Source organism: Streptomyces globisporus, assembly GCF_003501885.1.
In the GTDB taxonomy this organism is placed as follows: Bacteria; Actinomycetota; Actinomycetes; order Streptomycetales; family Streptomycetaceae; genus Streptomyces; species Streptomyces globisporus_D.
The window spans coordinates 1-21602 of the sequence record NZ_QWFA01000103.1 but is presented as its reverse complement, the minus strand read 5'-3'; the positions used below and the strand labels follow the sequence as shown (position 1 = coordinate 21602).

Below are 21602 nucleotides of genomic sequence, written 5' to 3'. Positions count from 1 at the left end.
GGTGCGGGGGCTTCCGGGAGGGAGGGCGTCGCGGGTGCGGGTGCGGGTGCGGGAGCCGGTGTCACGAAGTCCGGTACGGGAACGGCCGGGGCCGCGGGCGCAGCCGTGGGGCCGGCCGTCGGCGCGGACGACTCGGTCCCGGCTGTGGCCGTGACGGTGGCGGTGCCCGTGACTGACGCGGTGCCCGTGACCGAGGCCGTGGTCTCCCGGAGACTCGGGGCGGCCGGGTGGTTCTCGCGGGACTCCTGCGCGATCAGATGCCTCGGCAGCAGGACGACGACGCCGGTGCCACCGCGCGAGGAGGGCCGGTAGTTGACGCTGATCCGGTGCTTGAGCGCGAGCCGCCCCACCACGGCGAGACCGAGGCGCGTGCCCTGGAGGGCCGCGAGGTCGGTCAGCCGCCCGGCGACGGAGTCCGCGGCCCGCCGCATCGCCGCGTCGGCCATCTTCAGGCCGCTGTCCTCGATGGTGACGACGATGCCGGTGCCGCGCTCCTCGACGTAGACGTGCACCTCGTCGATGGGCGGTGAGAAGTTGGCGGCGTTGTCCATCAGTTCGGCGAGCAGGTGCATGACGCCTTCGGCGGCGAAGCCGGAGATGGCGACGTTCGTCGAGCAGTGCAGCCGTACCCGCTGATAGGCGGCGATCCGGCCGACCGCGCCCCGCAGGATGCTCTCCATGACGATCGGCCTGTTCCAGGCGCGGCTGGGCCGGCCGCCCATGAGCAGGGCCAGCCGGTCCGTCATCAGGCCGAGCTGCGAGGTGCTGTGGTCCAGCCTCAGCAGATCGCCGAACACCTCTTCGCTGTGACGTTCCTGCATGCTGCGCAGATCGGCGAGCATGCTGACGGACTTCGCCTGGACGCGGCTGAGCGCCTTGGCGGACGCGGTCTGCGCGGCGAGGGCGCGGCGTTCGCTGAGCGCGAGCTCCCGGAGCACCGCCTCGACGGACGCGCGCAGCAGTGGCTGTTCCGGGAGATAGACCTCGGCCTGCACCGTGGCGCCGGACTCGCCCTCACGGAGCCGGGCGGCCACACTCGGCAAGGTCTCGCGGGTGAAGCGTTCGACCTCGGAGGTCAGGGCGTGCAACTCCTCGCGGATCCGGGCGTTCTCCCTGCCCAGCTCGTCGTGGATCCGCGTGCTCTCGGTGCGCAGGGCGGCGGTCTGCTGCTCCTGCCCCTCGACCGTGGCCGCGAGAACGTGCAGCAGCTTGCGCTGACGCGGCCCGCGCGGCAGCGGGACGCGGCCGAGGGCTTCGTCGGCCGGTACCCCGCCGCGTACCAGGCGGAGCAGCGCGGGCAGCGCCACGTCGGCGGTGTGGGCGGTGTCCGCTTCGAGAGCGGTCAGCGAGGTCTTGAGCCGTTCGGCCTCCGCGGTGCGGGCCGAGGCCGTGCGCTGGGTCCGCCGGCCGACGGTGTGCGCGACGGCGAGCGTGACGGCCAGGACCACCCAGGCGGTGACCACCACCGCCACCGCCCAGCCGCGTGCCCCGGCCGGGGCCAGGACCACGGCCACGGCTCCGGCGACGGCGAGCACGGACAGCACGGCCACAAGCGGCGCCGTCGCCGCCCCGGGCGCTTTCATCGGCCTCCGCCGCTGACTGGCTGGTACGGGTTCTGGCATGGATGCGGTCCCTCAGTTCTACCGAGCAGAAGGTGTGCGGCCGCTCCGAGAAGGTGCAGTTCACCTGGCGAATCGGAGAAAAGCGGAAGCAGCCTTTCCTGTCAGGGGTTGACCACATCGTAGACATGCTTGTGCGGCGGTTGATCCGGTGAGCGGCACAGTCCGTAGGCAGAGTGATTTTGTCGGGAAGTGGGCAGCGGGGCATGGCTGTTGTGGTATTCGCGAGGCGGCGCACCGCGCTGACGGGCACCGGGCCGGAATGGGCCCCGGGGGAATGGTCGGGGCATATGCGCGACGCCTGTCGACCGGCCTGGGGGTATGCCGCGAAGCGGCGATGCATCGGAGCCCGAGGAATTCTTTTCGGCCAATATGCCGCCGGTAAATGCTCAGTGACACCAGTAAATAAAGGGGTGCCGATGCGCGCGGGGGTCACGCCGCGCGCAACGCGTCAGCGGACGGCGACCCCGGCGATGAACGCGCTCCAGGCGGCGGCGGGGACGACGAGGGCGGGGCCGGTGGGGTTCTTGCTGTCACGCACCGGGACGACGCCGGGGAATCCGTCCGCCACCTGCACGCAGTTGCCGCCCTCCTGGTTGCTGTAGCTGCTGCTGCGCCAGGCGGCGGCGGTCAGATCGGGACGGGACACTCGCTGCACGGTAATCGGCCTCCAGTACGGATCGGATCAAGGCGAGTGACATCAGCGGCGGCAGTGCCATCGCCCTGAGCTGATCGTAAGTGAGAACGAACCGTTCGACCTCGTCCGGTTCCTCGGTCAACTGGCCGTAGTGCGCGCCTTCCGTGTAGGCGACCTCGGTGCCGTCAGGCATCACCAGCACGGTGAGGGAACCGCCCAACGAGCCGTGCGCACCCTGGTCGAACGGCAGCACCTGGATCGTGACGTTGGGCTCCTCGGCCATCCTCAGCAGCTTCTCCAACTGTCCGCGCATCACGGCGGATCCGCCGATCGGCCGGCGCAGTACGGCCTCGTCGAGGATGATCCACAGTTCCGGCCGGTCCGGGCCGGTCAGCCGCACCTGTCGGTCGAGCCGGGCCGCCAGACGTTCCTCCAGGTGCTCGGCGTCCCGCAGCGTGTGGCCCACGCTCAGCAACGCCCGCGCGTACTCCGGGGTTTGCAGCAGACCAGGCACTGCGTGCGAGGCGTACTCGCGAATCGCCGCCGCACGGGCCGAGTACGCGATGAACGCCTGCGACCAGTCCGGGAACGCCTCCCGGCACACGTACGGCCAGAGGTCGATCAGTAACTCGTCCGCCACCAGTTCCTTGTCCAGGACCCGGGTCAGCTCCAGCGTGGGCTTCGCGCCGGTCGCGCGCTCCAGTTGGGCGATGCGGCTGCTGACCACGTGAGCGAGCGCGCCCACCTCGGCCTGGGTGAGTCCGGCCGCGACGCGGAGCTTGCGCAGGCGTGACCCGAAGAGGGCGGCCATGGAGGTCTGCGGGTCAATTGCTTTGGCCATGGGGCTACTTCCGATTCTTACGGCCTGCGCGGTAAGGCGCTGTCACCTTCCGAGGCTAGGGTGCACGGCCGACTCTTGAGTACGGAACGTCACGGAACCCGCACGTGTGGGTGACGTGAGAGGAGTCGAGTGAACGGATGGTCGGCATGACCGGCAAGAAGACGCCCGCGGAGACGAGGGCCGACCGACAGGAAGAGGCCCCACCCCTCCCGCGCCGCTTCGGGCTGACCGCCAACGGCTATGGGAGTCTGTCGCGGCAGTTCCCCTCGACGCCCCGGGGAGCGCGGCTCGCCCGTCGCACGGTGGTGCGGCAGCTGGGGTACTGGGGGTTCGGGCCGATGACGGACGCGTCGTGCTCGGTGGCCCTGGTGGTGGCGGAGCTGGCGGCCAACGCGGTGTGCCACGGGCGGCTGCGGGGGCGGAACTTCCATGTGCGGGTGGATTACGAAGGCCCGGCGAGCCGCTTTCGTATCGAGGTCTCGGACGCCGTGCTCGGCCGGACCCCCGAGCACCCGGCGCTGCCCCCGGAGGATCAGGAGTCGGGGCGTGGCCTCTTCCTGGTGGAGTGCCTGGCGACCAAGTGGGGGTGGGAGTCCCGGAACCCGATCGGCAAGATCGTGTGGGCAGAGGTGGCGGCCGTGAGGCCTCGGGGTGAGTGTGAGGGCGCTCGCCCTACGCGCTCTGCATGATCTGGATCAGGTTGCCGCAGGTGTCGTCCAGGACGGCGGTGGTGACGGGGCCCATCTCCGTCGGCTCCTGGGTGAAGCGGACGCCGAGCTCGCTGAGCCGGTCGAACTCCGCCCGCACGTCGTCCACGGCGAACGCGGTGGCCGGGATGCCGTCCTCGACCAGGGCCGTCGTGTACGGCTTCACAGCGGGGTGCTTGTTCGGCTCCAGGAGGAGTTCGGTGCCGTCGGGGTCCTCCGGCGAGACCACGGTCAGCCAGCGGTCCTCGCCGCCGAGCGGAACGTCGTGCTTCTCCACGAAGCCGAGGACGTCCGTGTAGAAGCGCAGGGCCTTCTCCTGGTCGTCGACGAAGACGCTGGTCAGGTTGATCCTCATGGGGTGCTCTCCGGGGTCTGCGGGGCCTTCGATGTCTTCGGTCCGAGCCATCGCGTGACGATGTGTTCAAGGGGGTCGGTGTTCAGATCGTGGAACTTGTACCGGCCCTCGCGGCGGGTGACGAGCAGACCCGCCGTCTCCAGGACGGCCAGATGCTGGCTCACCGCCTGCCGGGACAGGCCGAGGCCGTGCTTGGCCACCAGCCGTCCGCATATCTCGAACAGCGTCTGGCCGTTCCGGTCGGTCAGCTCGTCGAGGATGCGCCGCCGGGTGGGGTCGGCCAGGGCCTTGAAGACATCGTCCGCCATGACTCCACAATAGGCAAGTAGCAACTTGCCTATCAAGGTGGAGCCCCGCCGACTCCCCGCGACGGCGTTGACCGGCCGCCGGCTCCGAGCGCGTCGCAGGGGGCCCGGCCCGCGGCCCGGACGCTGTGACGGCACAAAAGCGTGGTCGGCACTCGGCAACGAAGGGCGCCGTGCGCTGCCCGATGTGGGCAATGCGCCGGGACGTCGGCCCCTGAGATCCTTAGGCGCTCCCAACCGACAGCAATATCAAGGGTGGTTGACCTGATGCGTTCTTCCCGCTGGGCTCTCGCTGCGGCCGCTGGTGCGCTTGCTCCGGCGTTGCTGTTCTCCACGCCTGCCCTGGCCGGCGCACCCGCTGCGCCGGCCGCGGCCGGGGTGGCCGCCTCGCCCTACGACGACATGGACATCGACGATCTGCGCGTGGCCGTAGCCCGTATCCTCGGCGACCCCGACAGCGGCCGCCGCGTGATCCAAGAGGCCAACGCCCTCTTGGACAGTGGGACGGCCGAGGAGATGCGTGCCTGGCTCAAGACCGGCCACCGACTCGCCCAGGCCGAGGACGACCGCGTCGCCCTCGCCAGGATCCTTGCCGACCCCGACAGCGGACGACGCGTTACGGCCGAGATCAACCAGCTCCTTGACGCCAATGACCCCGACGCCACACGCGCCTGGCTGGAGACCGGCTACCGACTCGCCCAGGCCGAGGACGACCGCGTGGCCATAGCCCGTATCCTCGCCGACCCCGGCATCAGCGACGCTCTGCGCGCGGCGGCCGGTGCGGCACTGGACGACAACACCCCGGAAGGGCTGCGCTACTTCCTGGAGACCGGCCGGTACGAGATCGACAACGGCTGACGGGATCGCGCGGTTCGATCCGGGCCGGACCGGGCGAGGCCGCCGCGGTGGAACGTGGCGGCCTCACCGCAACGGGGCGGCAGTCCTAGGAGTCGGTCTCCGCCCGGCCTGCCGCCTTGGCGGTCTCGGCGGCCCCGGGGGCTCCGGAGGGCTCCGTGATGATCGGGAACCGGCGCGGGGCGAGGGTGATCAGGGCGAGCAGGGCCAGGGCCGCGGCTCCGGCGGCCCCGATGTAGACGTGGTCCACCGCCGCGTCGACCGCCCGGCGCACGTGGTCCGTCGCCGCCGCGGAGAACGCACCCGGGTCCTCCAGTGCGCGGGTCACCGCGTCCAGGTCGCCGGGGAGGCCGTCCACCGGGGCGTCGAGGAGGCGGGCGGCCAGGACGCCGTTGGCGACGGCCCCGAAGAGCGCCGCGCCGATGCTCTGGCCCACCTGGCGGCAGAAGAGGACCGACGCCGTCGTCGTACCGCGCTCCGCCCAGCCGACCGTCGACTGCACGCCCACGATCAAAGGGAGTTGGAACAGGCCGAGAGCCGCGCCGAGCAGCAGCATGAGGAGGGCCGGATGCCAGGGCTCGCCGGGGTAGGGGAGGAGCGGGAAGGCCAGCAGGATCAGCAGCGCGGCGCTCATGCCGATCATCGCGGTCCGCCGGAAGCCGATGCGGTTGTAGACCCGGTCGGACAGCGCCGCCGACACCGGCCAGCTCAGCGTCATCACCGAGAGCACGAACCCGGCGGCTATCGGGCCGAGGCCCAGCACCGACTGGGCGTACGTCGGCAGGAAGACGGTCGGCGCGACCATCAGCAGCCCCATCGCGCCGAGCGCCAGGTTGACCGAGGCGATGGTGCGCCGCCGCCACACCCAGCCCGGGATGATCGGCTCCGCCGCCCGCCGTTCAATGACGACGGTGAGCGCGGCCAGCACCGCGCTCGCCCCCAGCAGGCCGATCGAGGGCGCCGAGAGCCAGGGCCAGGCGACGCCGCCCTGCACGAGCGCGGTGAGCAGCAGGCTGCCGGTCGCGAAGACGGCGAGCGCGCCCGCCCAGTCGACCCGGGGCCGGGTGGCCGGGCGCGGGCGGGAGGGCTCGTGCAGGTGGCGGACGACCAGCCAGAGGGCGACGGCCCCGACCGGGAGGTTGATCAGGAAGATCCACCGCCAGTCGGCGTATCCGGCGAGCAGCCCGCCGGCCACCGGACCGGCGACCGCTGAGGTGGCCCACACCGTGGACAACTTCGCCTGGATGCGCGGGCGTTCCTTGAGCGGGTAGAGGTCGGCCGCGATGGTCTGCACGGTGCCCTGGAGCGCACCGCCGCCCAGCCCCTGGACGATACGGAAGGCGATGAGCGCGGCCATGTTCCACGCGGCCGCGCAGAGGACCGAGCCGACCAGGAACAGGATGATCCCGGCGACCAGGACCGGCTTGCGGCCGAAGGTGTCGGAGAGCTTCCCGTACAGGGGGAGCGTGACGGTGACGGCGAGCAGATAGCCGGAGAAGAGCCAGGAGAACACGGTGAGCCCGCCGAGGTCGCCGACGATCTGGGGGACGGCGGTGGAGACGATGGTGCCGTCGATGGCGGCCAGCGCCATACCGAGCATGAGCGCCGCCACGACGGGGCGACGGCCCCGGGGGGTGGTGATGGCGGAGGGCGCCGCCGCAGCCTTGCCGCCGTTCCGGCTCGCGCCGCCTGCGTCCGTGCCACCCGCGCCCGCGTTGTCGCCCGTGTTCGCGTCGCTCCTGCCGTCCGTGCCGCTCACCGGGTTCCTTCCCTATGCACGTATCTCCCGTGGCACTGTCTCATCAAGGGGCGCCGAGGGGGAGCCCCTGACCCCGTCTCCGCCCGAGGGGCGAGTTCCCCTAGGGGGCGCCCCCTCATAGTGGCCAGGGCCACTTCCTCCCGGCGGAGGACGTGGTGGCGGGGGGCTTCTCCTTAACCTCTTCTTACGTCGCCGCTACGGCTCACCGCAGGGGGGTGGGTGGGGAAAACCCCACCTGAAGACTGCGCTGAGCACCATCGCGCGGGGGACGGTCCGGAACGCAGACTCGGAACGTAACCCAGCGACGTCCAGTCATCGACCGACATAGGAGAAAAACCGTGACAACGGCTGTGACCATTCCCAGGCACGGGGGCACTGGAGGGCGTACGGCCGTCGCGGCACGGGCGCGACAGGTCGTGAAGGCCTACGGCACCGGCGAGACCCGGGTCGTCGCGCTCGACCATGTCGATGTGGACATCGCCCGCGGGCAGTTCACGGCGATCATGGGCCCGTCCGGCTCCGGCAAGTCGACCCTGATGCACTGCCTGGCCGGGCTCGACACGGTGACGTCGGGCGAGATCTTCCTCGACGAGACCGAGATCACCAAGCTCAAGGACAAGAAGCTCACCCAGCTCCGGCGCGATCGGATCGGGTTCATCTTCCAGGCGTTCAACCTGCTCCCGACGCTCAACGCGATCGAGAACATCACGCTGCCGATGGACATCGCGGGCCGCAAGCCCGACGCCGCCTGGCTCCAGCAGGTCGTGGAGACGGTCGGGCTCGCCGAGCGTCTCAAGCACCGGCCCACCCAGCTCTCCGGCGGTCAGCAGCAGCGCGTCGCCGTCGCCCGGGCGCTCGCCGCCCGGCCGGAGATCATCTTCGGTGACGAGCCCACCGGAAACCTGGACTCCCGCGCCGGCGCCGAAGTCCTCTCCTTCCTCCGCAGGTCGGTCGACGAGCTGGGCCAGACCATCGTCATGGTCACCCACGACCCCGTCGCCGCCTCCTACGCGGACCGGGTGCTGTACCTCGCCGACGGCTCCATCGTCGACGAGATGCAGAACCCGACCGCGGAGCAGGTCCTCGACCGCATGAAGCACTTCGACGCACGTGGGCGGACGTCATGACTGTCTGGAAGACCTCGGTGCGCAACTTCCTCGCGCACAAGGGCCGGATGGCCCTCTCCGCCGTTGCGGTGCTGCTGTCCGTGGCGTTCGTCTGCGGCACGCTCGTCTTCACCGACACGATGAACACCACGTTCGACAAGCTCTTCACCGTCTCCTCGCCCGACGTCACGGTCAGCTCGAAGGCCTCGGACGAGGAAGGCGAGCAGCCCGACAACGGCAAGCCCGTCTCGCTGCCCGCCTCCGTGATCCAGCAGGTCGAGAAGGCCGACGGGGTGGAGCGGGCCGAGGGCTCGGTCTACTCCATGGCGGTCACCGTCGTCAACAGCGACAACAAGAACATGGGCTCCGACACCGGCGCCCCCACCATCGCGAGCAACTGGACCAAGAACGACCTGCGTTCGATGGAGATCACCTCCGGCCACGCACCCCGCGGTCCCACCGAGGTGATGGTCGACGCCGACACCGCGAAGAAGCACAAGCTCACGATCGGCGACGAGCTGCGCACCATCGCCGCCACCGGTGACCTCAAGGCGAAGATCAGCGGCATCGCGTCCTTCACCGCCACCAACCCGGGCGCGACCGTCGTCTATCTCGACACCGCCACCGCGCAGAAGCACCTGCTGGGCGCCCCGGGCGTCTTCACCCAGATCCTGGTGACGGCCGAGAGCGGCGTCAGCGACACCCAGCTCAAGAAGAACGTGGCCGCCGCCCTCGACGGCGACGCCGCGTACAAGCTCCAGACCCAGCAGGAGGCCGCCGACGCCAGCAAGGACGACATGGGCGCCTTCCTGGACGTCATGAAGTACGCGATGCTCGGCTTCGCCGGAATCGCCTTCCTCGTCGGCATCTTCCTCATCGTCAACACCTTCTCGATGCTGGTCGCCCAGCGCACCCGCGAGATCGGCCTGATGCGGGCCATCGGCTCCAGCCGCAAGCAGGTCAACCGGTCCGTGCTCCTGGAGGCCGTCCTCCTCGGGATCGTCGGCTCCCTGCTCGGCGTCGCCGCAGGCGTCGGACTCGCCGTCGGCCTGATGAAGATGATGAGCGCCGTCGGCATGACGCTCTCCACCGAAGACCTCACCGTCGCCTGGACGACGCCCACGGTCGGCCTCGTGCTCGGCATCGTCGTCACCGTCCTCGCCGCGTACATCCCGGCCCGCCGGGCCGGCAAGGTCTCCCCGATGGCCGCACTGCGCGACGCCGGGACCCCCGCCGACGGGCGTTCCGGCTGGGTCAGGGCCGGTATCGGTCTCTTCCTGACGGCGGCGGGCGGCGCGGCCCTGTGGGCGACGACCCAGGCGGACAAGGCCACCGAGGGCTCCATGTTCCTCGCCCTCGGCGTGCTGCTGACCCTCATCGGCTTCATCGTGATCGGCCCGCTGCTGGCCGGCGTCGTGGTGCGCGGGCTGAGCGTGGTCGTCCTGCGGCTCTTCGGCCCGGTCGGCCGGCTGGCCGAGCGCAACGCCCTGCGCAACCCCCGGCGTACGGGAGCGACCGGCGCCGCCCTGATGATCGGGCTCGCCCTGGTGGCCTGCCTGTCCGTCGTCGGGTCCTCCATGGTCGCCTCGGCCACCGAGGAGCTCGACAAGTCGGTCGGCGCGGACTTCATCGTCCAGGACGGCAGCACCGGCCGCCCGATCGTGCCCCAGGCCGCCGACGCCGTGCGTGCCGTCCCCGGCCTGGAGCACATGACCGACTACACCTTCGTCAAGGCGAAGATCACCGCCCCGAACGGCAAGACGGAGGACGAGGGGATCGTCGCCGCCGACCCGACGTACCAGCAGGACGTCCGCCGCACGGTCCTCTCCGGTGACCTCACGAAGGCGTACGGCAAGGACGCCATGTCCGTCGGCGACGAGTACGCCGAGCGGCACGGGATCAAGGTCGGCGACACGATCACCGTCGCCTTCAAGGCGGGCGAGACCGCGAAGCTCAAGGTCGCGGCCATCACCTCGGACGACACCAACATCGACCGCGGCGCGATGTACACCAACCTCACGACGGCGGCGTCCTACGTCCCGGCCGACCGGATGCCGCAGAACGTGGTCATGTTCGCCAAGGCCGAGGAGGGCAAGGAGAAGGAGGCGTACGCGGCCCTCAAGAGCGCCATCGCCGAGTACCCGGTCTACAAGGTCCAGAACCAGGCCGACTTCAAGGAGCAGCTGAAGGACCAGATCGGCCAGCTGCTGAACATCGTGTACGGCCTGCTCGCCCTGGCGATCATCGTCGCGGTCCTCGGTGTGGTGAACACCCTCGCCCTGTCCGTCGTCGAACGGACCCGCGAGATCGGCCTGATGCGCGCCATCGGGCTCTCCCGCCGCCAGCTGCGCCGCATGATCCGGCTGGAGTCCGTGGTCATCGCCCTCTTCGGTGCGCTGCTCGGACTCGGACTCGGGATGGGCTGGGGCACCGCGGCCCAGAAGCTGCTGGCCCTGGAGGGCCTTGAGGTCCTGGAGATCCCGTGGCCGACGATCCTCACGGTCTTCGCCTGCTCCGCCCTCGTCGGACTGTTCGCCGCCCTCGTCCCGGCCTTCCGGGCGGGCCGGATGAACGTCCTGAACGCCATCGCGACGGACGGGTGAGCACGCACCCGCCCGCAGGAGGTGAGCCCGAGGGCGTCACCGTAGGATGACCGGCAGGCCCCGGGACGTTCCTCCAAACGTCCCGGGGCCGAGCCCGTTCCCCGCTTCCCCGCGCCCCGCTCGCGGCTCCTCCCGGGCCCCGGGCCCCCGGCCTCCTCAGATCCAGCCGCGTTCGCGGGCCAGCAGCGCGGCCTGGGCCCGGCTGGTCGCGCCGAGCGTCTGGATGAGATCGGCAACATGCCGCCGGTAGGTCCGCACCGACACTCCCAGGCTCCGCGCGCCCGCCTCGTCCTTGCCCACCGTGCACATCGAAACGAGCACCCGTCGCTCGATGCCGGAAGGGCGTGGGACGGCCGCGCCCGCACCGCTCCTTGCACCGCCGAGCTCCGCGCGTAGACCATCAATGACGTGCCGCGACCGGGTGACACGCTGCAGCTCCTGGTGGAGCGCGGCCAGCCGTACGTCCACCAGCCGGGCGAGCGCCACCTCGGGGTCCGCCGGGAAGATCCGCCGCTCCGCGTCCTCGGTATGCAGCAGCCCCAGCTTCTGGAGCCGGGCGATCCGGGCCCGGGTCTCGCCCGGCCGGGAGTGCAGCAGGGGGTGGAGGTCGTCGGTGCGGGCTCCGGGGTTGCGCAGGAAGTGCCGGTAGATCTCTTCCTCGGCCTCCGGGACCCCGAAGACAGACATCTCGTTCTCGCCCACGTACGCCCCCGATGCCTGATGCCGTGGGGCCGTGCACCGAGGGGGTTCGCCCCGCGCCGCCCGCCCCGGGCCGCTGCTCGCTCCGCCCGTGCTCGGTACTGCCTGTGTGACGCTCTCGGAACACCCTGTTGTGCAAGGGTCGGGCAAAGACTAGACGCTGTGCTCACTCCTGTGAGGATCCCCGGCACAACTGTGTGCGATACGGAGATGAACGGTGCGCGACCGTCGACGAGCGGCGGGCCCGGCACGACGGGCGGCCGGGTCCTCCCGGCCGGTTGCGGGCGCGGCTGTCACCCCCGGGTCGTAACCTGGAACCCCCGGCGCGTCCCACGTGTCGGGTCCTTCGCGTTGCCCGGGCAGCAGCCGGCTGCCGGCAGCGTCCGAGCCACCGCTGATCTGATCCCGGACGGAAACTTCATGAGCCTGCACGGTCTGCTGGATGTCGTCGTTACGGACCCGGCGCTCGCCGAGGCGGTGAAGGCCGCCGGAGACGGGCACCGGGCCCATGTCGACCTGGTGGGGCCGCCCGGCGCGCGTCCGTTCGCCGTGGCCGCGCTGGCCCGGCAGACCGGCCGGACCGTGCTGGCCGTCACCGCCACGGGCCGCGAGGCCGAGGACCTGGCCGCGGCCCTGCGCACGCTGCTGCCGCCGGACACGGTCGCGGAGTACCCGTCGTGGGAGACCCTGCCGCACGAGCGGCTCTCGCCCCGCTCGGACACCGTGGGCCGCCGCCTCGCCGTGCTGCGCCGCCTGGCCCACCCCCGCGAGGACGACCCGGAGACCGGCCCGGTCTCGGTCGTCGTCGCCCCGATCCGCTCCGTGCTCCAGCCGCAGGTCAAGGGGCTCGGCGATCTGGAGCCGGTGAGCCTGGCGGGCGGGCAGAGCGCGGACCTGGGGGAGGTGGTGGACGCGCTCGCGGCCGCCGCGTACTCCCGGGTGGAACTGGTCGAGAAGCGCGGCGAGTTCGCCGTACGCGGCGGGATCCTGGACGTCTTCCCGCCGACCGAGGAGCACCCCCTCCGGGTGGAGTTCTGGGGTGACGAGGTCGAGGAGATCCGCTACTTCAAGATCGCCGACCAGCGGTCGCTGGAGGTCGCCGCGCACGGGCTGTGGGCCCCGCCCTGCCGCGAGCTGCTGCTGACCGACCAGGTCCGCGAGCGGGCGGCGGCGCTCGCCGAGCTCCACCCGGAGCTGGGCGAACTGCTCGGCAAGATCGCCGAGGGCATCGCGGTCGAGGGCATGGAGTCGCTGGCCCCGGTCCTCGTCGACGACATGGAGCTGCTGCTCGACGTCCTGCCGAAGGACGCGATGGCGATCGTCTGCGACCCGGAGCGGGTGCGGACGCGGGCGGCCGACCTGGTCGCCACCAGCCAGGAGTTCCTCCAGGCGTCGTGGGCGGCGAGCGCGGGCGGCGGCGAGGCCCCGATCGACGTGGGCGCGGCCTCCCTGTGGGGCATCGCGGACGTCCGGGACCGGGCCCGCGAGCTGGGCATGATGTGGTGGACGGTCTCGCCGTTCGCGGCCGACGCCGCCGACCACGACGACGACACCCTCCAGCTCTCCATGCACGCCCCCGAGGCGTACCGGGGCGACACCGCCCGGGCGCTCGCCGACACCAAGGGCTGGCTGGCCGACGGCTGGCGCACGGTGTACGTCACGGAGGGCCACGGGCTCGCCTCCCGTACGGTCGAGGTGCTGAGCGGCGAGGGCATCGCGGCCCGCCTCGACGCGGACCTCACGGAGATCTCCCCGTCCCTGGTCCACGTCTCCTGCGGGGCCATCGAGCAGGGCTTCGTCGACCCGGCGCTGAAACTGGCGGTGCTCACCGAGACCGACCTGACCGGCCAGCGCACGGCCACCAAGGACCTGGGCCGGATGCCGGCCCGCCGCAGGAAGACGATCGACCCGCTGACACTGGAGGTCGGCGACTACATCGTCCACGAGCAGCACGGCGTCGGCCGGTACGTGGAGATGGTGCAGCGCACGGTCCAGGGCGCGACCCGCGAGTATCTGCTCGTCGAGTACGCCCCGGCCAAGCGCGGCCAGCCCGGCGACCGCCTCTACATCCCGACCGACCAGCTGGAACAGGTCACCAAGTACGTCGGCGGCGAGGCCCCGACGCTGCACCGGCTCGGCGGCGCGGACTGGACGAAGACGAAGCAGCGGGCGAAGAAGGCGGTCAAGGAGATCGCCGCCGACCTGATCAGGCTGTACAGCGCGCGCATGGCGGCCCCCGGCCACGCCTTCGGCGCTGACACCCCCTGGCAGCGGGAGCTGGAGGACGCCTTCCCGTACGCGGAGACGCCCGACCAGCTGTCCACGATCGCCGAGGTCAAGGAGGACATGGAGAAGACGGTCCCGATGGACCGGCTGATCTGCGGCGACGTCGGCTACGGCAAGACGGAGATCGCGGTCCGGGCGGCGTTCAAGGCGGTGCAGGACGGCAAGCAGGTGGCGGTCCTGGTCCCCACGACCCTCCTCGTGCAGCAGCACTACGGCACGTTCACCGAGCGCTACTCCCAATTCCCGGTCAACGTCCGAGCCCTGAGCCGCTTCCAGTCGGAAACAGAATCCAAGGCAACCCTGGAAGGCCTGAAGGACGGCTCGGTCGACCTGGTCATCGGCACGCACCGCCTGTTCTCCTCCGAGACGAAGTTCAAGGACCTCGGCCTGGTCATCGTGGACGAGGAGCAGCGGTTCGGCGTCGAGCACAAGGAGCAGCTGAAGAAGCTCCGCGCCAACGTGGACGTCCTGACCATGTCCGCGACCCCCATCCCCCGTACGCTCGAAATGGCGGTCACCGGCATCCGCGAGATGTCCACGATCACCACCCCGCCGGAGGAGCGCCACCCGGTGCTCACCTTCGTCGGGCCGTACGAGGAGAAGCAGATCGGCGCGGCGATCCGCCGTGAACTGCTGCGCGAGGGCCAGGTCTTCTACATCCACAACCGGGTCGAGTCCATCGACCGGGCGGCCGCCCGCCTCCGCGAGATCGTCCCCGAGGCGCGCATCGCCACGGCACACGGCCAGATGTCCGAACAGGCCCTGGAACAGGTGGTGGTGGACTTCTGGGAGAAGAAGTTCGACGTCCTGGTCTCCACGACGATCGTCGAGTCCGGCATCGACATCTCCAACGCCAACACCCTGATCGTGGAGCGCGGCGACAACTTCGGCCTCTCCCAGCTGCACCAGCTGCGAGGCCGCGTCGGCCGAGGCCGCGACCGGGGCTACGCCTACTTCCTCTACCCCCCGGAGAAGCCCCTGACCGAGACGGCCCACGAGCGCCTGGCGACGATCGCCCAGCACACGGAGATGGGCGCGGGCATGTACGTGGCGATGAAGGACCTGGAGATCCGCGGAGCGGGCAACCTCCTCGGCGGCGAACAGTCCGGCCATATCGCGGGCGTCGGCTTCGACCTGTACGTCCGCATGGTCGGCGAGGCCGTCGCCGACTACCGGGCCCAGATGGAGGGCGGTGTCGAGGAGGAGCCCCCGCTGGAGGTCAAGATCGAGCTCCCGGTCGACGCGCATGTCCCGCACGACTACGCCCCCGGCGAGCGTCTGCGCCTCCAGGCGTACCGCGCGATCGCGTCGGCCTCCTCGGAGGACGACATCCGCGCGGTCCGCGAGGAACTGACCGACCGCTACGGCCCGTTGCCGGAACCGGTCGAGAACCTCCTCCTGGTGGCGGGCCTGCGCATGCTGGCCCGCGCCTGCGGAGTCGGCGAGATCGTCCTCCAGGGCTCCAACATCCGCTTCGCCCCGGTGGAGTTGCGTGAGTCCCAGGAGCTGCGCCTGAAGCGTCTGCACCCCAAGACGGTGATCAAGCCGGCCGCCCACCAGATCCTGGTCCCGCGCCCGACGACGGGCAGGATCGGCGGCAAGCCGGTCATCGGCCGCGAACTGCTGGCGTGGACGGGCGAGTTCCTGACGACGATCCTGGGCTCGTAGCTCCCGGGTTTCGCCAACGATCGGGCCCCGCCGGCCTCCTCCGGGTCCCGGCCGGCCACGGCGGAGCGCCACGCCTCGGTCGCCCGGGCGCGCGGGCACCGGGGGAGGGCTCAGGCATGCCTCATCCGAGGTCGGGCTCGACGGCGATGGCGATCTTGCCGCGGGGGCGCCTGCGGTTCTCGCCGACGGAGCCGCCCTCCAGCAGCGTGTGCGCGTCCGCGATGTCGGACAGCGGCACCACCTCGCCGATCACCGGCCGGAGCTCGCCCCGGTCGACCAGCCGGCTGAGGGCGTCGAGCTTCGCCCGGCCGGGGCTGACGAAGAGGAAGTGGTAGGTCGCGTTCACGCCCCACGCGGCGAGGAGGTTCTGAGGCTCGGGGATGTCCACGATGGACACCACGCGACCCCGGTCGGCGAGGACCTCCGGGCTCCGGCTGAGGGTGTCCCGGCCCACCGTGTCCAGGACGACGTTCACCCCGCCCAGCTCCTGGACCTGCGGTACGTAGTCACCGGCCGAGAAGTCGATCACGGTGTCGGCTCCCAGCCCGGTGACGAACTCGTGGTCCTTCGCCCGCGCGGTGGTCACCACCTCGGCCCCCAGCGCGTGGGCGACCTGGATGGCGGCCGAGCCGACCCCGCCCGCTCCACCGTGCACCAGGACCCGCTCCCCGGCCTGCACCCCGGCCCGCTCGACCAGCGCCTCCCACACCGTCACGCCCACGAGCGCGAGACCGGCGGCCTCGACGTGCGACAGCCCCTCCGGCTTGCGGGCGACCAGGGCCTGGTCGACCACATGGAACTCGGCGTACGTCCCCTGCCCGGCGAACACCGGCGCCAGATACCAGACCTCGTCACCCGGCCGGAAGTCGTCCGCCCCGGGGCCGGTCCCGACCACCACGCCGGACACGTCGTTGCCGATCACCGCGGGCAGTGCCACCTGGTCGCGGTAGTCGCCGCGCCGGGTCTGCAGATCCAGAGGGTTCACGGATGTGGCATGCACGCGCACCAGCAGCTGGCCGGGGCCGGGAGTGGGTCTCGGCAGTTCTCGGGCGGCGAACGCGGTGTCCGCGTCGCCGAAGTGGACGAGTTCCATCGCACGCATCGAAGTCGACATGCCGCAACAGTAAATCGTCATATCGCGAAATGCCAATATGTGATTGGGTTACGATCATTCCGTGTTCTCGGAGACTGAGTTGCTGGCCGTGTTCCGGGCCCTGTCCAACCCGGCCCGCCGCCAGATGCTGGTGTGGCTCAAGGACCCGATGAGCTTCCCGGGCCAGGAGCCCGCCGATGTCGAGATCGGCGTCTGTGTGAGCGACATCCAGCAGCGTGCGGGGCTGGGGCAGTCGACCACCTCGCAGTACCTGGCGATACTGCGGCAGGCAGGGCTGGTGGTCGCCACGCGGCGGGGCAAGTGGACCTACTACCGCCGCGACGAGGCGAACATCGCCCGTCTCCTGGAGACGCTGCGCGACGTGTTCTAGATCCCCCGCCGTTCCGTCCGGTTTCCCGGCGGACGGACGTGTCGTGGCCGGCCGCCCATAGGATTCTCGGCGTCCGGTCTCCTCACCGTCAGGACGGCTCCCCGTGATAGCTCCCCGTACCCACCGCGCCGCCCTGCCCGCCGTCGGCGCCCTCGTCGTGATCGCTCTGGCGAGCGGCTGCGGCCCCGACGGCCTCGCGGCCGACGGCGACAGCACGAGCGGCGGGACCAACGGCGGCGCGCAGTCCGCCGAGGGCTTCGGCGTCAGCCCGCTGGACAACCCGAACGGTACGAAGCCGGGCCTGGCCCCCCTCACCAGCGACGCGGACCGGGCCGCCGCCCGGCAGCTCATCGAGAAGGTGGCCACCAAGGGGCGCGGCCCGAAGACCGGCTACGAGCGGGACAAGTTCGGCTACGCCTGGAAGGACGGCGTCGACGGCATCCCGCTCGCCCGCAACGGCTGCGACACCCGCAACGACCTGCTCGCCCGTGACGGCAAGGACATCGAGCACAAGGCGGGCTCCGACTGCATCGTCATGGCGATGACGCTCAAGGACCCCTACACCGGCGAGACCATCGACTGGCGCAAGCGGCAGGCGACGAAGGTGCAGATCGACCATGTGATGCCGCTGTCCTACGACTGGCAGATGGGCGCCGCCCGCTGGAACGAGTCCAAGCGCGAGCAGATCGCCAACGACCCGCTCAACCTCATCCCGGTGGACGGCCCGGCCAACAACGCCAAGCGTGACTCCGGCCCCGCCTCCTGGCTGCCGCCGTACAAGCCGGTCCGCTGCTCCTACGCGGTGCGGTTCGCCCAGGTCTCGCTGAAGTACGAACTCCCGGTCACGACGGCCGACAAGCGGGCCATGCTCACCCAGTGCGGCGGCTGAGCGGCCGCCACCGCCGCACCGCGGAAGGACGGAGCCTTTATACCTTGCCGCCGCAGATGACGTCGTACGGGCGGCCCATCGCCATCATCAGCTGCATCGGCTCCGTGGTCGCCGCCGGGCACTCCGTCTTCTCCTTGACGAGGCCGAGGACCTTGAAGTCGTTCGCCCCGGCGGAGGCGCAGGCGATCTCCTTGGCCGTCGCCGAGATGCAGTCGCCCTCGACGAGCTGGCCGCCGCCGGCGCCCGCGTCACCGGGGTGGTCGCCCGTCAGGTTGCGGCCGCAGACGGTGTTGGTCGGGATGCCGCCGCTCTTCTTGTCGTCGCCGGAGCCGAAGACCCGGGAGACCTGGATGATCAGGTCCGTTCCGGCCGGGCACTGGATCGCGTTGGGCAGGAAACTCGCGTCCTCGATCTTGAGGGCCTTGAAGGTCGCGCCCGCCTCGTCGCAGTCGAAGGCGCGGTAGCCGTCCGGCTTGTTCTCCGGGTCCGGGCCTCCGCAGTCACCGATCTCCCAGGATCCGCCCTTGCCGTCCGAGGCGGACGAGGAGGACGACGAGGACCTCTTCGACTTCGACGACTCGTCACCGAAGATCTTGGACGCTCCGTAGCCCAGGCCGAGGATCACCGCGAGCACCAGCAGGCTCTGCAGGCATCCGGCACCTCTCCGGGGGCGGTTCGGCGTACTGCCGGGCTGGGTCATGGTTCTGCTCCTCGACGGGTGATGCTCGGGTGGCGCACGGGGTGGAAAGTCACGGGTGGGGACGCGGCATGCACACCTCACGGTTCCGGGCGGGCGAGGGCATGTGCCGCTCCAGCGGGTCGAGATCTGCTGCCCGGCAGGGCCGGGTGTGTACGGGGGCAGGGGCGGGGGAGCCCGGTGGTGTCGTCGTTGTCATGCGGCGAGAGGGTAGCCGGGCCGTCCGTCCCACCGGGAGGTACGGGGTGCGGCGCCGATAATCGCTGGTCGGGAGCGGTACGGGCTGCCTAGGGTCGCGCGTATGGAACTGAACATCACCACCCTCGCCGAGCGTCCTGAACTTGCCGACGCCCTGGACCGGATGCCGGACACCTGGCCGGAGTTCATGCTGGAGGATCTCGTCGGCTGGGCCAACTTCCCCCGGATCGCGGTCGAGTTCCCTCAGTACGTGCTGGTCGCCACCGACCCCGAGGGCGTCGTGATCGCCCGTGCGTTCAGCGTGCCCTTCCTGCTCAATGCCCCCGGGCGCGGCGAACTTCCCGTCGGCGGCTGGGACCAGGTGCTGCTGTGGGCGTTCTCGGACCTGCGGCGCGGGAACACGCCCGACACGGTCAGCGCGATCGACATCACGGTGGCCACCGGTCATCTGGGCAAGGGGATATCGGGCCGGATGCTGGCCGCGATGCGCGACAACGCCCGACGGCTCGGCTTCGGACAGGTCGTCGCTCCGGTGCGACCGAACGGCAAGCACCTCAGGTCCGGTCTGCCGATGGAGGAGTACGCCCGGCTGACCCGGGCCGACGACGGGCTGCCCGAGGACCCCTGGCTGCGGGTCCACGTCCGGGCGGGCGGGACTGTGGACTCGGTCGCCACCGTGTCGATGACGGTGAGCGGTTCGCTCGCGCAGTGGCGGGAGTGGACCGGGCTGCCGTTCGACACGGACGGTCCGGTGGAGGTGCCGGGGGCGCTCGTCCCGGTCCACTGCGCGCTCGCCCACGGGTACGCGGTGTACGTCGAGCCCAACGTATGGGTACGGCACCGGCTGTGACGGTGAGACGCGATTCCGAAGCGCCCCCCACCCCCGTGCTCCTGGAGCAGGCCGCTGCGGTTGAGCAGATGGGTGAGGAGCCTCTCCGGCGGCCCCTGGGCGCTGACCCGCTCCATCCCGGCCAGGGCGCGCCGGAGCTGGCGCAGCGCTTGGTCCAGGGGATGTACGACGGCCTGACGGACGGCACGGTCACGCACGGATGAGGTGACCGCGCCGGGCGCCTCGGCCGTGGCGGCCCGGCCGGTGACGACCGCCGCACACAACGTTGAGGACAACCTTGGGGGCAACCGGGGTCGGCCGGTCGGCGGAGGTGTATACGCTCACCCCACACGTCCGACATACGCCTCCCAGGAGCAGCACATGCACGGCTACGGCCCCATGCCGCAGCAGCCGACGACATCGCGGCCGTCCCCGGCGACGCTCACGACGGTGCGCGTGATCCTCGTGGCGCTGACCGTGCTGAGCTGCGGCCTGTTGGGCTGGGCGCCGATGCTGCGGCTCGCGATCGTCACCCGCAAGCCGCGCGACCGGGTCCTGCTGGTGGTCGTGATCGCCCTCAACATCGGGCTGTTCGCCTTCATCATGGCCACCCCGGACGACCCCGACCAGATGTCGGACGCGGCGGCGCTGTTCATGATGCTCTGGATCCTCGGCCTGCTGGCCGGGGTGATCACCTACTACCTGTACGCGGAGATACGGCACTACAACACCCTCGGCGCCCCGGCCCCGTACGGCGCGCCCGTGCACCCGGCGCCCCCGCTCCCGTACCAGCAACAGCACCTCGCCCCGCACCAGCAGCCCCAACCCCAGCCCCACATTCAGCAGCACCAGCAGCCCAACCCGTACACCGCGCCGACCACCCCGCCCACTCCCACGCCCGCGCCCCAGCGCCTCGACCAGGTACGCGCCGAGCTGGACGAGCTGAGCGACTACCTCCGCAAGGAGAACAGGGACGGCGAGGGCCGGTGAGCGGGCGGACCATCGCCGACCGCTACGAGCTGGCGACCATCCTCGGCCAGGGCGGCATGGGCCAGGTGTGGACGGCGTACGACCGGCGCCTCGACCGCCGCGTCGCCGTGAAGCTGCTGCGCCCCGACCGGGTCGCCGGGCCCACCGGCAGCGACGCGGCCGACGAACTGCGCCGCCGGTTCGTCCGCGAGTGCCGGGTCACCGCCCAGGTCGACCACCCGGGCCTGGTCACCGTCCACGACGCGGGCAGCGACGGCGACGACCTCTACCTCGTCATGCAGTACGTCGAGGGCGCCGACCTCGCCGACCACCTGGCCGAACAGGACCCGTACCCCTGGCCGTGGGCCGTCGCGGTCGCCGCCCAGCTCTGCGCGGTCCTCTGCGCGGTGCACGCCGTGCCGATCGTCCACCGTGACCTCAAGCCCCGGAACGTGATGGTCCGCCCCGACGGCACCGTCACCGTCCTCGACCTCGGCGTCGCCTCCGTCCTCGACACCGACACCACCCGCCTCACCCACACCGGTTCGCCCATCGGGTCCCCGGCCTACATGGCCCCCGAACAGGCGATGGGCGGCGCGGTCGGCCCGTACACCGACCTGTACGCCCTCGGGGTCCTCCTGCACGAACTCCTCAGCGGCGACGTGCCGTTCGCCGGGTCCACCGCGCTGGGCGTCCTGCACCGCCATCTCTACGAGGCCCCGGTCCCGGTCCGGCAGAAGCGCCCCGAGGTGCCCGCCGCGCTGGAGGCCCTCGTCCTGCGGTTGCTCGCCAAGGACCCGCAGGAGAGGCCCGCCTCCGCCCAGGAGGTGTACGAGGAGCTGGCCCCGCTGCTGCCGAAGCACGGGACGCCCGCCGGGCCGCTCGACCCGACCCGCCCGTTCCTGCGGCCGCACGCCCCCTGGCCGGACCGGGCCGCCACCCCGGCCCCCGTGCCCGCGCCCGACACCTTCGCCGCGCCGCCGCCGGTCCTGGCCGCGACGCGGCCCACCTTCGGCGGCCCGCCGTCCTTCACCCAGCCTCCGGCCGCCTTCCCGAACCCGGCCCGGCCCACTCCGGCCGCCCCGGCCCGCCCCAC

Annotated in this window: 20 protein-coding genes; 11 read left to right on the top strand and 9 right to left on the bottom strand. The window is 71.3% G+C overall.

What is annotated here, in order from left to right; all coding sequences use genetic code 11:
- The 3 genes from D3105_RS19785 to D3105_RS19775 all read right to left on the bottom strand — a co-directional run.
- Positions 1-1583, bottom strand: a 1583-nt coding sequence (locus D3105_RS19785) for an ATP-binding protein (protein ID WP_133305694.1), incomplete at its 3' end; no start/stop codon positions are given.
- A 487-nt stretch (positions 1584-2070) separates the two neighbouring features.
- Positions 2071-2190 carry a DUF397 domain-containing protein gene (locus tag D3105_RS34635; protein WP_240646962.1) on the bottom strand — a complete coding sequence of 40 codons (120 nt, stop codon included), beginning with the start codon at positions 2188-2190 and terminating at the stop codon, positions 2071-2073.
- The gene (locus D3105_RS19775; RefSeq protein ID WP_118904445.1) at positions 2153-3067 is read right to left on the bottom strand and encodes a helix-turn-helix domain-containing protein; all 915 of its coding nucleotides are present in this window, start codon (positions 3065-3067) and stop codon (positions 2153-2155) included. Before D3105_RS19775 ends, D3105_RS34635 begins: the two co-directional genes overlap by 38 nt.
- A 167-nt stretch (positions 3068-3234) precedes the next feature.
- On the opposite strand from D3105_RS19775, the gene D3105_RS19770 reads away from it, so the two are divergent.
- Positions 3235-3786 carry an ATP-binding protein gene (locus tag D3105_RS19770; RefSeq protein ID WP_118904444.1) on the top strand — a complete coding sequence of 184 codons (552 nt, stop codon included), beginning with the start codon at positions 3235-3237 and terminating at the stop codon, positions 3784-3786.
- Here the strand turns inward: D3105_RS19770 and D3105_RS19765 are convergent.
- Together D3105_RS19765 and D3105_RS19760 are read right to left on the bottom strand one after the other, a co-directional pair.
- Positions 3770-4159, bottom strand: a complete 390-nt coding sequence (locus D3105_RS19765; RefSeq protein ID WP_118904443.1) for a VOC family protein — start codon at positions 4157-4159, stop codon at positions 3770-3772. The two genes, D3105_RS19770 and D3105_RS19765, sit on opposite strands and share 17 nt — an antisense overlap.
- A complete protein-coding gene (locus D3105_RS19760) occupies positions 4156-4467 on the bottom strand; it encodes an ArsR/SmtB family transcription factor (RefSeq protein WP_118904442.1) in 312 nt (103 codons plus the stop codon). The genes D3105_RS19765 and D3105_RS19760 overlap by 4 nt, the downstream gene beginning before the upstream one ends.
- 264 nt (positions 4468-4731) lie before the next feature.
- Between D3105_RS19760 and D3105_RS19755 the strand changes: the two genes are divergently transcribed.
- Positions 4732-5322: an ALF repeat-containing protein gene (locus D3105_RS19755; protein WP_118904441.1), complete on the top strand. Its 591-nt coding sequence runs from the start codon at positions 4732-4734 to the stop codon at positions 5320-5322.
- 85 nt (positions 5323-5407) lie between these two features.
- Here D3105_RS19755 and D3105_RS19750 read toward each other — a convergent pair whose 3' ends face one another.
- Positions 5408-6919 carry an MFS transporter gene (locus D3105_RS19750; protein WP_240646964.1) on the bottom strand — a complete coding sequence of 504 codons (1512 nt, stop codon included), beginning with the start codon at positions 6917-6919 and terminating at the stop codon, positions 5408-5410.
- A gap of 497 nt (positions 6920-7416) precedes the next feature.
- Between D3105_RS19750 and D3105_RS19745 the strand changes: the two genes are divergently transcribed.
- Together D3105_RS19745 and D3105_RS19740 are read left to right on the top strand one after the other, a co-directional pair.
- Complete coding sequence (locus tag D3105_RS19745) at positions 7417-8205, top strand: ABC transporter ATP-binding protein (protein WP_030803245.1); 789 nt, start codon at positions 7417-7419, stop codon at positions 8203-8205.
- Complete coding sequence (locus tag D3105_RS19740) at positions 8202-10787, top strand: ABC transporter permease (protein ID WP_118904440.1); 2586 nt, start codon at positions 8202-8204, stop codon at positions 10785-10787. The genes D3105_RS19745 and D3105_RS19740 overlap by 4 nt, the downstream gene beginning before the upstream one ends.
- Before the next feature lie 156 nt (positions 10788-10943).
- Here D3105_RS19740 and D3105_RS19735 read toward each other — a convergent pair whose 3' ends face one another.
- The gene (locus D3105_RS19735; RefSeq protein WP_118904439.1) at positions 10944-11489 is read right to left on the bottom strand and encodes a DNA-binding response regulator; all 546 of its coding nucleotides are present in this window, start codon (positions 11487-11489) and stop codon (positions 10944-10946) included.
- Between the two features lie 417 nt (positions 11490-11906).
- On the opposite strand from D3105_RS19735, the gene mfd reads away from it, so the two are divergent.
- The gene (mfd, locus tag D3105_RS19730) at positions 11907-15440 is read left to right on the top strand and encodes a transcription-repair coupling factor (RefSeq protein WP_118904438.1); all 3534 of its coding nucleotides are present in this window, start codon (positions 11907-11909) and stop codon (positions 15438-15440) included.
- A gap of 121 nt (positions 15441-15561) precedes the next feature.
- Here mfd and D3105_RS19725 read toward each other — a convergent pair whose 3' ends face one another.
- Positions 15562-16554: a zinc-binding dehydrogenase gene (locus tag D3105_RS19725; RefSeq protein WP_118904437.1), complete on the bottom strand. Its 993-nt coding sequence runs from the start codon at positions 16552-16554 to the stop codon at positions 15562-15564.
- A 61-nt stretch (positions 16555-16615) separates the two neighbouring features.
- Here D3105_RS19725 and D3105_RS19720 point away from each other — a divergent pair, with 61 nt between their 5' ends.
- Both D3105_RS19720 and D3105_RS19715 read left to right on the top strand, forming a co-directional pair.
- Positions 16616-16924 carry an ArsR/SmtB family transcription factor gene (locus tag D3105_RS19720; RefSeq protein WP_118904436.1) on the top strand — a complete coding sequence of 103 codons (309 nt, stop codon included), beginning with the start codon at positions 16616-16618 and terminating at the stop codon, positions 16922-16924.
- A 103-nt stretch (positions 16925-17027) separates the two neighbouring features.
- Positions 17028-17813, top strand: a complete 786-nt coding sequence (locus tag D3105_RS19715; RefSeq protein ID WP_118904435.1) for an HNH endonuclease family protein — start codon at positions 17028-17030, stop codon at positions 17811-17813.
- Between the two features lie 37 nt (positions 17814-17850).
- On the opposite strand, the gene D3105_RS19710 is transcribed toward D3105_RS19715, so the two are convergent.
- Positions 17851-18513, bottom strand: coding sequence for a hypothetical protein (locus D3105_RS19710; RefSeq protein ID WP_118904434.1), 663 nt, complete (start codon positions 18511-18513; stop codon positions 17851-17853).
- A 298-nt stretch (positions 18514-18811) separates the two neighbouring features.
- Here D3105_RS19710 and D3105_RS19700 point away from each other — a divergent pair, with 298 nt between their 5' ends.
- From D3105_RS19700 to D3105_RS19690, 4 genes are all read left to right on the top strand, one after another.
- Positions 18812-19558, top strand: coding sequence for an N-acetyltransferase (locus D3105_RS19700; RefSeq protein WP_118904433.1), 747 nt, complete (start codon positions 18812-18814; stop codon positions 19556-19558).
- Between the two features lie 68 nt (positions 19559-19626).
- Complete coding sequence (locus D3105_RS35750; RefSeq protein WP_276311850.1) at positions 19627-19761, top strand: hypothetical protein; 135 nt, start codon at positions 19627-19629, stop codon at positions 19759-19761.
- A 157-nt stretch (positions 19762-19918) separates the two neighbouring features.
- Positions 19919-20527, top strand: coding sequence for a hypothetical protein (locus D3105_RS19695; protein WP_118904432.1), 609 nt, complete (start codon positions 19919-19921; stop codon positions 20525-20527).
- Between the two features lie 56 nt (positions 20528-20583).
- Positions 20584-21602: serine/threonine-protein kinase (locus D3105_RS19690; protein ID WP_240646963.1), on the top strand; the 1019-nt coding region annotated here is incomplete at its 3' end.